This is a genomic window from Methylomonas koyamae (assembly GCF_019669905.1).
Classification (GTDB): Bacteria; Pseudomonadota; Gammaproteobacteria; order Methylococcales; family Methylomonadaceae; genus Methylomonas; species Methylomonas koyamae.
In genome coordinates this window covers 2,799,250-2,813,640 of the sequence record NZ_AP019777.1, presented here as the reverse complement: position 1 = coordinate 2,813,640, position 14,391 = coordinate 2,799,250, and the positions used below count along the sequence as shown (strand labels likewise).

12 protein-coding genes are annotated in these 14,391 nt (G+C 51.1%); 8 read left to right on the top strand and 4 right to left on the bottom strand.

All coding sequences use genetic code 11. From position 1 onward, the window contains the following. Positions 1-122 precede the first annotated feature (122 nt). On the bottom strand, positions 123-2,699 hold the full coding sequence (gene mutS / locus MKFW12EY_RS12650) for a DNA mismatch repair protein MutS (protein WP_245006301.1): 2,577 nt from the start codon (positions 2,697-2,699) through the stop codon (positions 123-125). Between the two features lie 166 nt (positions 2,700-2,865). Here mutS and MKFW12EY_RS12645 point away from each other — a divergent pair, with 166 nt between their 5' ends. Further along, entirely contained in the window at positions 2,866-4,158 is a 1,293-nt protein-coding gene (locus MKFW12EY_RS12645; protein ID WP_054759038.1) for a tyrosine-type recombinase/integrase, read from the top strand. 8 nt (positions 4,159-4,166) lie between these two features. Here MKFW12EY_RS12645 and MKFW12EY_RS12640 read toward each other — a convergent pair whose 3' ends face one another. Together MKFW12EY_RS12640 and MKFW12EY_RS12635 are read right to left on the bottom strand one after the other, a co-directional pair. Next, positions 4,167-4,400, bottom strand: coding sequence for a helix-turn-helix transcriptional regulator (locus MKFW12EY_RS12640; protein ID WP_221053114.1), 234 nt, complete (start codon positions 4,398-4,400; stop codon positions 4,167-4,169). 601 nt (positions 4,401-5,001) lie between these two features. Continuing rightward, positions 5,002-6,888 (bottom strand): hypothetical protein, encoded by a 1,887-nt coding sequence (locus MKFW12EY_RS12635; RefSeq protein ID WP_221053113.1) that lies wholly within the window; start codon positions 6,886-6,888, stop codon positions 5,002-5,004. 59 nt (positions 6,889-6,947) lie between these two features. Between MKFW12EY_RS12635 and MKFW12EY_RS12630 the strand changes: the two genes are divergently transcribed. After that, the gene (locus MKFW12EY_RS12630; protein WP_221053058.1) at positions 6,948-8,045 is read left to right on the top strand and encodes an IS5 family transposase; all 1,098 of its coding nucleotides are present in this window, start codon (positions 6,948-6,950) and stop codon (positions 8,043-8,045) included. On the opposite strand, the gene MKFW12EY_RS12625 is transcribed toward MKFW12EY_RS12630, so the two are convergent. Beyond that, positions 8,011-8,298, bottom strand: a complete 288-nt coding sequence (locus MKFW12EY_RS12625; protein ID WP_221053112.1) for a hypothetical protein — start codon at positions 8,296-8,298, stop codon at positions 8,011-8,013. The genes MKFW12EY_RS12630 and MKFW12EY_RS12625 overlap by 35 nt on opposite strands. A gap of 361 nt (positions 8,299-8,659) precedes the next feature. On the opposite strand from MKFW12EY_RS12625, the gene MKFW12EY_RS12620 reads away from it, so the two are divergent. The 6 genes from MKFW12EY_RS12620 (at position 8,660) to MKFW12EY_RS12595 (ending at position 14,329) form a co-directional block, all read left to right on the top strand. Next, a complete protein-coding gene (locus MKFW12EY_RS12620) occupies positions 8,660-9,019 on the top strand; it encodes a hypothetical protein (protein ID WP_054762639.1) in 360 nt (119 codons plus the stop codon). Positions 9,020-9,030: 11 nt separating this feature from the next. After that, positions 9,031-10,002 carry a DUF932 domain-containing protein gene (locus MKFW12EY_RS12615; protein WP_245006299.1) on the top strand — a complete coding sequence of 324 codons (972 nt, stop codon included), beginning with the start codon at positions 9,031-9,033 and terminating at the stop codon, positions 10,000-10,002. A 227-nt stretch (positions 10,003-10,229) separates the two neighbouring features. Then, positions 10,230-10,727, top strand: a complete 498-nt coding sequence (locus tag MKFW12EY_RS12610; RefSeq protein WP_221053111.1) for a YqaJ viral recombinase family nuclease — start codon at positions 10,230-10,232, stop codon at positions 10,725-10,727. A 57-nt stretch (positions 10,728-10,784) separates the two neighbouring features. Beyond that, positions 10,785-11,237, top strand: a complete 453-nt coding sequence (locus MKFW12EY_RS12605; RefSeq protein WP_221053110.1) for a hypothetical protein — start codon at positions 10,785-10,787, stop codon at positions 11,235-11,237. A gap of 236 nt (positions 11,238-11,473) precedes the next feature. Further along, the gene (locus MKFW12EY_RS12600; protein ID WP_054762634.1) at positions 11,474-12,361 is read left to right on the top strand and encodes a recombination directionality factor; all 888 of its coding nucleotides are present in this window, start codon (positions 11,474-11,476) and stop codon (positions 12,359-12,361) included. A 204-nt stretch (positions 12,362-12,565) separates the two neighbouring features. Beyond that, positions 12,566-14,329, top strand: coding sequence for a DUF4942 domain-containing protein (locus MKFW12EY_RS12595; RefSeq protein WP_054762632.1), 1,764 nt, complete (start codon positions 12,566-12,568; stop codon positions 14,327-14,329). Positions 14,330-14,391: the final 62 nt, after the last annotated feature.

The following is a 14,391-nucleotide window of genomic DNA, read 5'->3' as shown; positions in this document are numbered from 1 at the left end:
TCGGCTAATTATAGTCGGCTAGTGCCACGGCAAGTAAGGCCGCGCCGATTGTTCGGCGTGCGGCGGGCCGATTTTGGTAACCGGCCCGCCGGCGGTCTGGGCTGCGCAGCGTTGGCAACGCTTCAGGTTTTGTAGTTTTTCACCAAGCCGGCCAAACGGTATAGGGTATCCAGCGCTTGTCTGGGGCTGAGTTGGTCCGGATCGAGTTCGTCCAACAACACCAGCGCCGGATGACATTCCTGGCTGGTAAACAAATCGAATTGGTCGATTTCGCTACGGTCCTGCTGCTCGATGTAGGCGACGTTTTCCAATTGCGCCAGCTTGTGCTTGGCGTTGGCGATCACCGATTGCGGCACGCCGGCCAACGCCGCGACCTGCAAGCCGTAACTCTGGCTGGCCGGGCCGTCCTTGACCGCATGTAAAAACACGATCTTGTCGCCGTGTTCCATCGCATCCAGATGAATGTTGTGGATGCCGCTTTGTTCCTCGGCCAGCGTGGTCAATTCGAAATAGTGGGTGGCGAACAGGGTAAAGGCCTTGACGTTGCGCGCCAGGTAATCGGCGCAAGCCCACGCCAGCGATAGGCCGTCGAAGGTGCTGGTGCCGCGGCCGATTTCGTCCATCAAAATCAAACTGTTGGCGCTGGCGTTGTGCAAGATGTTGGCGGTTTCCGACATCTCGACCATGAAGGTCGAGCGGCCGCTGGACAGATCGTCGGAGGCGCCTATGCGGGTGAAAATCTTGTCAACGGGGCCGCAAGTCAGGGACTGCGCCGGCACGTAACTGCCGATGTGGGCCAGCAACACGATCAAAGCCGCCTGACGCATATAGGTCGATTTACCGCCCATGTTGGGGCCGGTGATGACCAGCATGCGTCTGTCGCCGGAAAAATCCAGGTCGTTAGCAACGAACGGAATGCTGGACAATTGTTCGACCACCGGATGGCGGCCGGCGACGATATGAATGCCTGGCTCTTGCGTCAAAACAGGTTGCGTCCAGTCCAGGGTTTCGGCGCGTTCGGCAAAATTGACCAACACATCCAATTCTGCCAAGGCCGTCGCGCATTGTTGTAAATCGATCAACGCCTCGCCCAGCGTACCCAGCAGTTCGTCGTACAAGGCTTTTTCAAACGCCAGCGATTTTTCCCGGGCGCTGAGCACCTTGTCTTCGAAAGATTTGAGTTCCGGCGTGATGTAACGCTCGGCGCCTTTCAAAGTCTGTTTGCGGGTGTAATGCACTGGCACCTTGTCGGCCTGGGCGTTGGAAATTTCGATGTAATAGCCGTGCACCCGGTTGTAATTCACCTTTAAATTGGCGATGCCGGTGCTGGCGCGTTCGCGCTGTTCCATGTCGATCAAAAATTGGTCGGCGTTTTGGCTCAGGTTGCGCAATTCGTCGAGTTCGGTGTTGAAACCGGGGGCGATGACGCCGCCGTCGCGGATCAACATCGGCGGATTGGCTATGATGGCGCGCTGCAACAGATCGACCAATTCCGGGTGTTCGCGCAATTGTCCGCGCAACGCGTCCAGGTGCGGATTGTCGCTACCGGCCAGTTTTTGTTGCAGCTCCGGCAATACGGCCAAGGTTAGGCGCAGGGTCAACAGGTCGCGCGGGCGGGCCGATTTCAAGGCGATACGCGAACTGATGCGTTCGATGTCGCCAACCTGGCGCAGGCTGGTTTGCAAATCGCGATACAGCTCGTTGTCGATCAGGCTGGCGATGCAGGCATAACGGCCATTGACCACTGTCTGGTCGCGCAAAGGCCGGTGCAACCAGCGCCGCAAACAGCGGCTGCCCATCGCCGTGGCGGTTTTGTCCAGCACGCCGAGCAGGGTGTATTGCATCTGGCCGCTGGGGTGGCTGTCCAGTTCCAGGTTGCGGCGGCTGGCGGCGTCCAGGCTGATGCTATCGCCTTCGTTCTCGACCGCGATGCCGCGGATGTGGGGCAGGGCGTTGAATTGGGTATCGCGCACGTATTGCAGCAAGCAACCTGCCGCGCAAATCGCCGCCGGCAGCTGTTCGCAGCCGAAGCCTTTCAGGTCGTGGCAGTTGAATTGCTTGAGTATCAATTGCCGGCAACTATCCAACTCGAAATGCCAGGGCGGCCGTTTGCACAAACCCTTGCGTTCCTTGACGCCGGCAGGCAAGGCTTGGTCTTCGCTATACAGCAATTCGGCCGGATTCAGCCGTTCGATTTCGGCCAGCAATTGGCTGTCGTTGTCCAGTTGTTGCAGTACGAACTTGCCGCTGGTCAAATCCAGGCAGGCCAAGCCAATCGATTTATCGAAGCGCGCCAACGCCAACAGCAGATTGTCCTTGCGGTCCTCCAGCAAGGCTTCGTCGGTGACGGTGCCGGGCGTGACGATGCGTACGACTTTACGTTCGACCGGCCCCTTGGTTTTGCCGGGATCGCCGATTTGCTCGCAGATCGCAATCGACTCGCCTTGCTTCAACAGTCTGGCGATATAGTTTTCGGCTGCGTGGTAAGGGATGCCGGCCATCGGAATCGGCGCGCCGGCCGAGGCGCCGCGCGCGGTCAGCGTGATGTCCAGCAATTGCGCGGCGCGCTTGGCGTCGTCGTAAAACAGCTCGTAAAAATCGCCCATCCGGTAAAACAACAAAATCTCCGGATGTTGCGCCTTGATGCGCAGGTATTGCTGCATCATCGGGGTGTGTTGTATTGTCTGGTCTTTCTGCATCTCTTGGTTTTTGCGGTGTTTTGGCTTGTATGGCCCGATTCTATTGAATCAATGGCAAATGATTTAGGCTATCTACGGTCAACTAAAGCTAGGCAAAGTCAGTATTTTGGCGTAACATTTTGTTCATTAAAATCTGAATGTTACGCCTAAGAAATCTTAACTCCAAATGTTACGCCACTTTGACGCCAGGGCGGCTAAATCTCTATCGCCAGGACAACATATCATTATCTCTAATTACCCTGGGTTGCGTCTAACTGCAACAGCTACAACTCGCACGTGGGTTTACCGCTATAAAAGTCCTATAGATAGTCGAATGAGACAAACGGCTCTCGGTCACTGGCCCGCTATGTCATTTCCTGCAGCCATTGTTGCATGGGAAAAGCTCAAAGCTGATCGTGAAAAGGGTATCGATCATGCATTGGTAGTAAAGACTAATCGACAGGAAAAGCGAAAAGTTGAAGAAACAAAATCTCTTATCGATGTTGAAAATGCCTACACAGTAAGGGTTTTATGCGACGAATACTTGCAGGGACATGTAAATCAGCATAGGGCTAAAAAAGGACGGACCGAAATTGCACGGATGTTTAATACTATGCTGGGCGAGGTTAGCAATCTTCCGGCATCATCGATTACACGTTCGATTGCATTTAATTTGATACAAAGTTACGCCACTTCATCGCCTGTACAGGCTGGAAAGTTACGCTGCGAGCTTGGCGCTGCTTGGGATTACGCAATTGATTCTGGGAGGTTGCCAGAAACTGTCGCTAATTGGTGGCGGTTAATTCTTAGAGGAAAAATACGCTCGAAAGGCAAAACGATAGAAGGAGTAAAGATCGGTACCGCAAAGAGAGTGTTAACAGAAATGGAAGTAGCCGAATTGATTGAATGGCTACCCAATTTCACAAAGCCGCTCGAGGATGTCTTAACGCTGTATTTGTGGACAGCATGCCGGGGCGCAGAAATTGTCAGCATGGCCGGATCGGATATCTATGAAAAAAATGGACAAGTTTGGTGGTCCATCCCTAAGCATAAAACAAAGAATTCTAGACACGAAAAGGCTACTGATCAACGTGTGCCACTTTACGGCCGGGCATTAGCGATTGTGAAGCGGAGGAAGTTACTATTTGGTGACAGCTACTTGTTTCCTATGCGTGATAGATCAAGCCATATTCAACAAAAATACATCACTGAGCAAGTGTTTTACAGGCAACCGTACTCGAAAATAAGGCCGAATTTAAATAGGCCTCGATTAACTGTCACGCATTGGGCGCCGCACGACCTACGCCGAACTGCACGAACCATTCTTGCGGAGTTAGGATGCCCGGATTCCGTCGGCGAATCGATATTGGGGCATATGCTGCCAGGCGTGGTAGGCACGTATAACAGGCATCAATACGATACAGAGAAACAAGAATGGCTGAAAAGGTTGTCTGATCACTTGGAAGGATTGGTAGCTTAGTTTGATAATTATGCCTCATTTCTACCCGTATTCGGCGGGGGTAACTGATTGGAAACGGGTCTTGTTTCCAGCCACTCATTAACTTCTCTGACTAATATGCCGACCCGCTTGCCGGCTAGTTGTCTTGGCTTTGGAAAATCACCTTTATGTATAAGATTTTTCAAGGTGGCTTTGGAAAGACTTACATAATCAGCGGCCTCGTCTATTGTCATCGCGCCTGGTAGGATGGTTCTTGGTTTCATTGTTTGTCCTTCAATCGTCTAATCGCCTGTGTTGCTAAACTTGTGGGGCTATCATTGAGAAGTAGTGAATTCTTTCGTTAAAAGTTGGCTCATTCGTAGAAAGCATTTCCCCTACCTCACACGGTTAGTTCGGTTTTGAACTGACGATAAGCATATTAAGCACGACCAAAAATTGGTTTTTGGTATAAAACTTATTCCTCAACTTAAACGGTAAGCGCTGAGCAAAAATTGTATGCCCCCGTCGGAGTGTTTTGCTGTCAGCGATCAAATTAAATGGTCTCGGCAGAGTTGTTGCTCAGTGCTGACAAGTTGTGACTAGCGCATCAAGTGTGTCTATTATGCCGTTAGACATCGAGTAGGAAAGGAGACAGAAACCGCCTGAGTGCCGTAATAACTCAGAGACGTCAAGGCAAACAAAATAAACGACCCTATGCTTATCAGCTTTAAGTCGATACAGTACTAACTAAAGAATAGTAATCAGGCTTGTGAAGCACAGATGAGAGCCTATAGATTACTTTTTTCTAAAGCCTCCTGAATTATTGAACGCCTGAAGAAAGTTTCACCAATCAGTTTACTTGCGCTGCCCATATTTCTGGCAGCACTATTGAGAAAGCCATAAGTTAATTATGTTTACGGGATCTTTAAGGAATCCTTCAAGGTTAATGACATGAGTTTTAAAAAATCCTACAAAATTATAAGTGTGCTCAATATTGTAATCTTTGAATTTTTCGATAATTTCTTTTTGAATCTCAATTTTTCTTCTTTTAAGCTTTAATGCATCAACGGTAGTCTCCTTTATCGGACGCTGGCTTTCCATTCCTGCAATCACAATAGAATAGCGAGCGGTTAAAAACTTATACAAGTCATCCGGCATGCAATATATAAGAGAACTTAAACTTTTTTTATCAAGATCACAGCTATTGTATATTTCTGACAAGCAACTGTAAACATTAACACCGTTGTTAGTCTCTCCTCTTATCCTAATTTTAAAGTCATCGATATTTTCTGTTCTCGATCTGAATTTATTGCTTTTAATATACCCATTTAAAAGCAATGTCGCAGATAATCCAACATATGCTGGAGAATAAATTTTATCTTTAAATATATATCGTTCTTCAGGGGATGCTTCACGATTATAAAATCTTGAAAACATTTCATTGACTATGGCAGCGCATTGAATAAGGTCATCAGGGATTTCATTTGTTTTTATATCAAAAATATCTGATAACGCAAAATGGATTTGACGAGTGCTCTGAACAGATTTCATTATATCAATCTTATCAGGAGTGCCATCGTGCTCTATCTTATTATAAATATTTAATATGCCATCGTAATCATTTTCGGCTCTATTAATCGAAGCGCACTTTATTAAAGTCAATATAAGGTCGTCTTTTGTTAAAAACTTAGCCTCAGAATCGAATTTTTGTGAGAGCGCATCAACGTATCTTCGTGCATCTAAGAAGGCTTCATCTATAGCAGTAGATATATCACCATTTCGATAGCTTGACTTTCTTATCATGCATAAATCAAATAGCTTTTGTATATAAATATCAAATTCAGCAAGCTGTATGTCAAACTTCGTGAAACACTCGTTATCTGAAAATAAAATAGGTTTCAGGGAGGGTTGTTTAATCAAAGTCGGTTGTATTAGTCTGTTATAAAAACAGCGAAGAATTGCATCTTTCATGCGTTTTGTTTCGTGCGTATGAATGCTTTCTTGATCAATAAATCCCTCATATTCTAAAGCAACTGGATTATTGGAAAGCGAGGGAAATTCCATGTTATTGCATATTAAGCTATGCCATTTATCATTTGCCTTCGATAAGAACTTAAAAAGACTCAAAACTTTAAAGTAATCGGATGCTTCCGTCTCATAGAAAATAGCTTCTTGATTTTCGCCAATTATTCTTTTTATATATTTTCGATGAAGATCTGGTTTGTCATTGGTTTCGAACAAGGTCTTAAAGTATTTTAGTAATCCACCTCTTTTTAATAGTTTTTTATTAATGGGTGTGGCGCTATGAATCTCAAATGGTGAGTCAGGAAAGTTATAATTATTTCTCAACAAAATATTTTGAATTTCATCCTGAGTATACGAGTAGCCTGCGTACCATAAAAGTAAAATCCTAAAATCCTCTAATGTCGATAACTGAATTTTTAGTATTTCGTCAGTTCGAGGATTGAGTGATGGAAAGTTTTTTAACTTGGTCGGAAATATATTGTCTGGTATAGGCGGAAGTTTGCCGTTTTTCTTAATGTGTTTATGAAGTACCCAAGATTCGCTATCAAAAAAATCAAGATATTTAATTCCATGCCTGGACACATTATTCACATAAATTGCTAAATGTTCTTCATTTTCTATCTTTTCGAAGGCAATCACCCTAGTGTCGCTGTGATGCGTTGAATCATACCCAACCTGGTAAACGAAAAGTGCGCTTAACCCGGATGGATTAGCAGGCTGGTGAAAAACTCCCAAAGCTGCAGTCATCAAGGCGCATAGCCTCAGCAAACAAGTAAAATAGCGCATCTAAATTGGAGAAGCCCCCCATGCGCGGACACGATGCCATTCAAAATAGCTGGTTCAGCTACGTTAGCCTGGAAGACCGTATTCCCAAACAGCATCCGTTGCGTCGTTTACGGCTACTCGTCGATGGCGTATTGGCCTCTATGGATGCGGTCTTTGCCGAATGCTACTCCCATACTGGCCGCCCGTCGATTGCGCCCGAAAAACTGCTGCGCGCCTTGCTATTGCAAGTGCTGTACACCGTTCGTAGCGAACGCCAGTTGATGGAACAGCTGGACTACAACCTGCTGTTTCGCTGGTTTGTCGGTTTGGGTATCGACGATGCTGTCTGGGAACGCAGCGTGTTCAGCGCCAACCGCGAGCGCCTGCTGTCCGAAGCACTGAGTCGCGAGTTTTTTGAGCGGGTCTTGGCCATTGCCGAATGGCAAAACCTGGTGTCCGACGAACACTTCAGTGTCGACGGCAGCCTGATCGAAGCCTGGGCCTCGCACAAAAGCTTCGTGAAGAAAGACGGCAGCGGTCCTGATAAACCCGCCGGCCGCAATCCCGAGGTCGACTTCAGCGGCGAAAAGCGCAGCAATGCCACGCATCAGAGCACGACAGACCCCGAAGCGCGGCTTTACAAGAAAGGCGAATACACCGAGGCCAAACTGCGTTACATCACCCATGCCCTATCCGAGAATCGTAACGGCCTGATTGTCGATGTCGAAACCACCCAAGCCACCGGCACCGCTGAAATCGAAGCCGCGCAAACAATGATCAAACGCCGTGTTCCCAAAGGCGGCAGCGTCGGTGCCGACAAAGGCTATGACCAACCGGCGTTCGTCAACAAACTCAAGACGCAAGACATCAAAGCCCATGTTGCTCGCAAAAAGACCGGCAGTGCCGTCGATGGCCGCACCGCGCGCGGCAAAGCGTACGCTCAAAGCCTCAAGCGCCGCAAAATCGTCGAAGAAGCCTTCGGCTGGATCAAGACCGTCGGGGGCCTGCGTAAAACCCGCCACATCGGCTTAGCCAAAGTCGCAGGTCAGGCCTTGTTTTGCTTTGCCGCCTACAACCTGACGCGCTTGCTCAACCTATTGGTGTTCACGCCGAAACCGGCGTGGAGTGCGCCCACCTAGGGCGAAGTGCGCCTGAAAACCGTCCACAGACGGCTTCAGGCGAATAAAAAGCCCTTGAAACAGGGGCAAAACGGTTGAAACTCGATGTCATGACCGATTTCAACACGAAAAAATCACGGAAACCGTGGGTAAGGGGAAATATCAGTGGGTTTTTCACCAGCCTGTTAGATGCCAATTTATCTGGATACTTTTGAAAGGTATTGTTTACTTTATTAACTAAGCCTTTCGCATTTTCAATGGTAATTGGTGTCATATTGATTTCCTACTGTTTAACCAGCAAAGGCCATAGAACGGCTGTTCAATGTAATAGTACCTAGAATAGCCTTAAAGATTAGATGAGTTTATTTTATCCGTTGATCATGAAAATCGTCGACCAACTAGAAAGAATTGCAGCCGTTTTTAAATTCTTTCAGTTACATATACATCCCTTGAGCTGACCTATCCGATTTGGACTTTTCCGTCCAAAGGCGCTGGGAATGCTTGTTTCTGTCTGGCTTGACGCATTGCGTCGAGCCTTCATCTTTTTCTGCCGTTGACTGGTTTCGGTTAATCGATGCGTTTTGGCGCATTGGTTTACGGCCGGCTGTCCGGCGTTTTTCTTGGGGAATATGTCTATGAGTATGGAATGTCCGATTTGTCGATCGCATCAGGTGATCACGTTAGACCGTGCCAAGCGGATTGGCGGTGCAGTGGGTGCCGTGGGTGGCGCCATGAGTGGCTGGGCGGCATCGAGTTCCGGTGCTGTTGTTGGGGCCGAGTTTGGCAGTACGGTGGGTTTGATCGGTGGTCCGGTCGGTGCTGCTGTCGGCACTCTGGGTGGTGCGTTGATTGGTGCCTTGATCTGGGCTACCACTGCTGGCGTGACCGGGGCCAAGTTAGGTCAGGTCATCGATCAGAAGGTATTACACAACTACGTCTGCCAGAACTGCGGCTTGCAGTTCGGCGACGTGCATACCGATCAACCTTTTGAATAAGTGGGAGGTGGATGATGGCACATTTAGTGGAAAACATGGCCTATGTCGGGCAGCAGCCCTGGCATGGGCTCGGTAATTTATTGGCGCCCAAGCAACCGTTGGAAGTCTGGGCCAAGCAAGCCGGCATGGATTGGCAGATTCAGGAATCCCCGGTGCGGTTTACCTCGAATACCGCAGGTAATTTGGGTGAGATTCATCGCTTTGATGATCACAAGGTATTGTACCGCTCCGATTCCAAGCAGGCCTTGTCGGTAGTCTCGAAACGTTACCAGGTGGTACAGCCTAGGGAGGTGTTGGAGTTCTATCGGGATTTAACCGAAGTCGCAGGCTATGAACTGGAAACCGCTGGCGTGTTGAAAGGCGGCAAGAAGTTCTGGGCCTTGGCTAAAACCGGACAATCGGCGGCATTGAAAGGGGCCGATCTAATCCACGGCTATTTGCTGCTGGCCACTTCCTGTGACGGCACGCTAGCAACAACCGCCACGCCGACCACGATCCGGGTGGTCTGCAACAACACCCTGACCATTGCCGTCAACGGTGCCAGCGCAGCGATCAAGGTGCCGCACAGTACCAAATTCGATGCCCAAGCCGTCAAACAGCAACTGGGTATTGCCGTATCGCAATGGGATACCTTCATGTACCGGATGCGCACCCTGGCGGAACGCAAAGTCAAAACCCATGAGGCGATGAACTACTTCCTACGGGTGTTGTGCGATACCCCGGCAGCGAATGGCGAGCAAGTGACGCTGAGCAACGAACGGGCGTTGAAGAAAGTGCAAAGCCTGTATGAAGGGGCCGGTCATGGCGCCGATCTGGAAGCGGCCAAAGGCACGGCCTGGGGGTTACTCAATGCCGTGACCGAATACGTCGATCATGAAAAGCGGGCGCGTAGTAGCGAACACCGGATCGATTCGGCTTGGTTCGGTCAAGGTGCCGCCCTGAAACAACGGGCATTGGATGCGGCCTTGCAGTTGGCCGCATAAATCCATTACCGCGGCTTTGGTCGCATGCCAATCGCCTGATCCGGCAGCGCTTTAACCCGACATTACAACCCAATCCACTGACAAAACGCCTGGTCGGTTTTCCGACCGGGCGTTTTTGTTTTTGGGCAGTTGGGATGTTGCTTTCGATGCTGAGCACAGGTTGCCACCTGCTTACTGTTAAGGCCATTGAATGTTTTTACTGTTACTCATTGTCCATGGAGGTCACCATGACCGAAACCGCATTACAAACGCCACCGACCCGGCGGGCTAAACCTGCCTTGCGTCTGGTCAACACCAAAAACTTACCCCGTGAAGACTGGCTTGATGTCAGAAAGCGCGGGATTGGCAGTTCCGATGCCGCTGCAGCGGTCGGTTTGAACCCGTATAAGTCCCAGCTGGAACTGTGGCTGGAAAAGACCGGCCGCGACGGCAATCTGCCGAAAACCGATCCCAATGACGAGGACAGTCCGACTTATTGGGGCAATCTGCTAGAACCGATTGTGGCTGCGCATTACACACGGCGCACGGGTAACAAGGTACGGCGCATCAATGCCGTATTGCAACATCCGCATCCCAGCTTGCTGTGGATGCTGGCCAATATCGACCGCGAAGTCGTCGGTCGTGCTGAGGTGCAAATCCTGGAATGCAAAACCGCCGGCATCAACGGCGCCCGGCTCTGGCGGGACGGCGTGCCGGAATATATCCAGTTACAGGTGCAACACTAGTTAGCCGTCACCGGCAAAGCGGCAGCCGATGTCGCCGTACTGTTAGGTGGCCAGGAGTTGCAGATTCATCGGATTGCGCGCGATGACGGCTTGATCGGGCGTCTGATTCAACTGGAGCGGCATTTCTGGCAATACGTCGAAAGCGATACGCCACCGCCGGCGGACGGTTCGGAATCGGCCGATCAGGCTTTGCGTTGTTTGTATCCACAGGACTACGGCCAAACCGTCGACTTCAGTCAGGATGTCACGTTATCCGCTGCCTTTGCCGATCTGGTGCAGGTTCGACTCAGTCTGGCCGGCCTGGAAACCCAGGAAGCCAAACTCAAGCAAGCCTTACAACAGGCGATGGGCGACGCCAGCAAAGCCGTGTTCGAGACCGGCACGGTCACTTGGAAGAAAGCCAAGGACAGCCAGGTGTTGGATAGCAAGCGCTTACTGCAAGATCAACCCGATCTGCTGAATCAGTACGCGACCACCAAAACCGGTAGTCGGCGTTTCCTGATTCAGTAAGGCCGTTCGTGAGGTATCGGGTTGAGTGAGGAACAGCTCAAACACCAGCGGGTATTGATCGACAGCCTTTATCGATCAATCGCGGCCTGTCATTCATCCATCTTTCGTTAAACCTCAACGCCAACCCCGAGCCAGCGCTTTGCAGGCGCTGGCTCGTTGGTTACTGGCTTAATCCTATCTATGCACCTACACACCTAAACACATACACACGACAAATTACCAACAGGAGACCCTTTATGTTAAGAGGCTTAGCCATTACTCCGCCGATTCTCGGGCGGATTGCCATCGGCAAGGTGGTCGAGAAGAACGGTAAACGCTTACCGGAGAAAGACGACCAATTCACCATTACCAGCCAACTGCAAAGCAAGGACGGCTGGATTCCGCATCCCTTGGACGACACCTTGCGTAAATCCCAAGGCGGCAAAATCCGCAGTATTCCGATCCGGTTGCTGTTTAACGAGCCGGATTTGAACTTTCGGGCCGAATACAGTTTGTTCGACCGGCAAACCGGTCGGCCGGTTTGTGTCGGCAACGGTGAAACCTCTAAACGCCGCACTCAGGAGGGTTTGGTCAGTTTGGTTTGTCCTTCGCCGGATGGCTGCGAGCTGGCCAGAGGTGGGGCTTGCAAACCCTATGGCCGCTTGAACGTGTTGATCGGCGATGACGATCCCTTGGGCAGTTTCATCTTTCGCACCACCGGCTTCAACAGTATTCGCACCTTGGCGGCTCGGCTGGAGTATTTCAAGGCGGTGTCCGGCAATCGTCTGTCTTGTCTGCCATTGGAACTGAAACTGCGCGGTAAATCCACCCGGCAAAGCCATGGATCGGCGATCTTCTATGTCGATATTACCTTGCGCGGTGACCAAGCGCTGGAAGCGGCGTTTCAGGAAGCCCAGCAACTGGACCAGCAACGCCAAGCCGCCGGCTTCGATCAAGCGGCACTGGATCGGGCGGCTCGACAAGGCTTCGGTAACGGTGCGTTCGAGGACAACGAGGAGGATGGCTCGGCGGTAGTGGAGGAGTTTTTTGCCAACGCCACTCCGGCAAATGAATCGGAAACGGACGCCGATCCTTTGACACAGAAACTGGCGGCTAAAACCCAGCAGTTAGCGGGGGCGGCCTGATGACCGGCATGCTGCGGCGCAAAGCGGTTGCTATGCCGTTCGATGTTGAGTTAGGGACTGGCTGACCTTTACGCTAGCTGATAGGCACTAAACCGATCACGCCCGGCGCCGAGTGCGGCCGTGGGCGTTTTCTATCTTTTCACCTGAGCGGGACAACGTCGATCCCGCCGGGGTCGGCGTGCTCGCCGTTTTCGAGAGCACGTTATGATGGAACCCTTTCAATACTACCCCACACCGGAAACCCTGGGCCGCAAAGCCTGGGCCAAGTTCAAGAATACCCAGTTCGTCCGAGTGCTGGAACCCTCGGCCGGCGAAGGCCATTTACTCAAAGCCAAGCCTCGCGATCATTACCAACGCTTGGCTATCGATTGCATCGAACTCGATATTCGTAAACACGCCGTGTTACGCGACGAAGGCTATGCGGTGGTGGGCATGGATTTTCTGCAGTTTCAAAGCGGCAGTGTCTATTCGCACATCATCATGAATCCGCCGTTTGCCGACGGCGCCAAGCATGTGCTGAAGGCGTGGGAGATTTTATTTGACGGTGAGATCGTCGCCATTGTCAATGCCGAAACGCTGAAAAACCCGTTTTCCAGGGAACGGCAACAGCTGCTGCGCTTGATCGAGCAGCACGGTGAGGTCGAGTTTTTATCGGACATGTTCGCCGGCGCGGAGGCCGAACGCAAAACCGCGGTGGAAATTGCCCTGGTCTGGTTGCAGAAAACCTCGACCTTCGAACAGGACATCCTCGGCAGTATTCTGGACGATTTGCGCCAGGATAGGCGGGAGGCCGACGATTTGCTGGGTGAGTTTCAATTGCCAAACGAGTTGGCCTTGCCGAATGACTTCATCGACAACGCGGTACTGATGTTCAATGCCGCGGTCGAAGCTGCACGCCAAGCCGTGTTCAGTGAAGCCCGCGCCAACCGTTATCGGGTCATGCTGGGTAAAACCCTGGGTGAATTGAACGGGGGTGGTCTCCGGGGGGACGACGAGTCGTCGTCGGCTGCGGTGAAGCGGACCCTGTTTAAACGCTATCACGAGCTGAAGAATCGGGCCTGGGCCAGCATCCTGCGCTCGACCCAAGTCACCTCGCGTTTGTCGTCGGCGGCGCAAAAGCGGCTGGAGGCGGATTTCGAAACGGTGAAGTCTTTGGAATTTACCGTGCCGAACATCTATGGCTTTATGCAAGGCATCATCGAACAGCAAGGCGAAATTCAACTGAGCATGGTCTGCGATGTGTTCGATCTGATCACCCGCTATTACCGCGATAACACGGTGTTTTATATGGGCTGGAAATCCAACGACAAACACCGCACCTTGGGGATGCGAATCAAAACCACCCGCTTCATTTTGCCGGGACATGGTGTCAGTTCCTACCAGAACGGTCTGAATTGGGAATCGGAACGGCTGTTAGCGGATTTCGACAAGGTGTTTGCCTTGCTCGACGGCAAGACCGAAGCCGAAGTCAGTTTAGTATCGGTGTTTAAACAGCAGTTTCATGCGCTACGGGACGGCCAGCGGATCAGCGCCAGTTACTTTGACGTGCGCTACTATCCGGGCATCGGCACCATCCACTTCTTTCCGAAAAGCAAAACCTTGATCGATCGGATGAACCGTTGGGTCGGCCGCCAGCGCCGCTGGTTGCCGCCGGTGGACACGCAGGCTGGCACAGGCTTCTGGCAGCAGTTCGAACAAGCCGAACGCTTCGATAAAGCGTTTCATGCCGAAGTGAACAGGCAATCCAAACGGGAAGGTCAGAATTACCGCTTTAATCCCTATTGGGCCATCCAACATGGCTGCGGCTCGGAACGGGAACAAAGCCAACGTCTGTTAACCCAGGCGATGAACAGCGTGTTGGCCAGCCGCGGCATTGATCCGGATGCCGCGTTGGAAAATGAACCAACCCCCTTGCTTATAGAAACCGGCGCCTCAGCCTCAAGCCCTATCCAGGCGTTGGCCTCGTAAGCCGTCTTCGCGTCTTCGAGTGTTCTGCCGGCGATTAACGCCAAGCGCCGTCGCCGGCAACC

What these genes read in the sequence shown, in the direction of transcription:
- mutS (WP_245006301.1), bottom strand. Translation starts at nt 2,699, where the DNA reads ATGCAGAAAGACCAGACAATACAACACACCCCGATGATGCAGCAATAC.
- MKFW12EY_RS12645 (WP_054759038.1), top strand. Translation starts at nt 2,866, where the DNA reads ATGTTACGCCACTTTGACGCCAGGGCGGCTAAATCTCTATCGCCAGGA.
- MKFW12EY_RS12640 (WP_221053114.1), bottom strand. Translation starts at nt 4,400, where the DNA reads ATGAAACCAAGAACCATCCTACCAGGCGCGATGACAATAGACGAGGCC.
- MKFW12EY_RS12635 (WP_221053113.1), bottom strand. Translation starts at nt 6,888, where the DNA reads ATGACTGCAGCTTTGGGAGTTTTTCACCAGCCTGCTAATCCATCCGGG.
- MKFW12EY_RS12630 (WP_221053058.1), top strand. Translation starts at nt 6,948, where the DNA reads ATGCGCGGACACGATGCCATTCAAAATAGCTGGTTCAGCTACGTTAGC.
- MKFW12EY_RS12625 (WP_221053112.1), bottom strand. Translation starts at nt 8,298, where the DNA reads ATGACACCAATTACCATTGAAAATGCGAAAGGCTTAGTTAATAAAGTA.
- MKFW12EY_RS12620 (WP_054762639.1), top strand. Translation starts at nt 8,660, where the DNA reads ATGAGTATGGAATGTCCGATTTGTCGATCGCATCAGGTGATCACGTTA.
- MKFW12EY_RS12615 (WP_245006299.1), top strand. Translation starts at nt 9,031, where the DNA reads ATGATGGCACATTTAGTGGAAAACATGGCCTATGTCGGGCAGCAGCCC.
- MKFW12EY_RS12610 (WP_221053111.1), top strand. Translation starts at nt 10,230, where the DNA reads ATGACCGAAACCGCATTACAAACGCCACCGACCCGGCGGGCTAAACCT.
- MKFW12EY_RS12600 (WP_054762634.1), top strand. Translation starts at nt 11,474, where the DNA reads ATGTTAAGAGGCTTAGCCATTACTCCGCCGATTCTCGGGCGGATTGCC.
- MKFW12EY_RS12595 (WP_054762632.1), top strand. Translation starts at nt 12,566, where the DNA reads ATGATGGAACCCTTTCAATACTACCCCACACCGGAAACCCTGGGCCGC.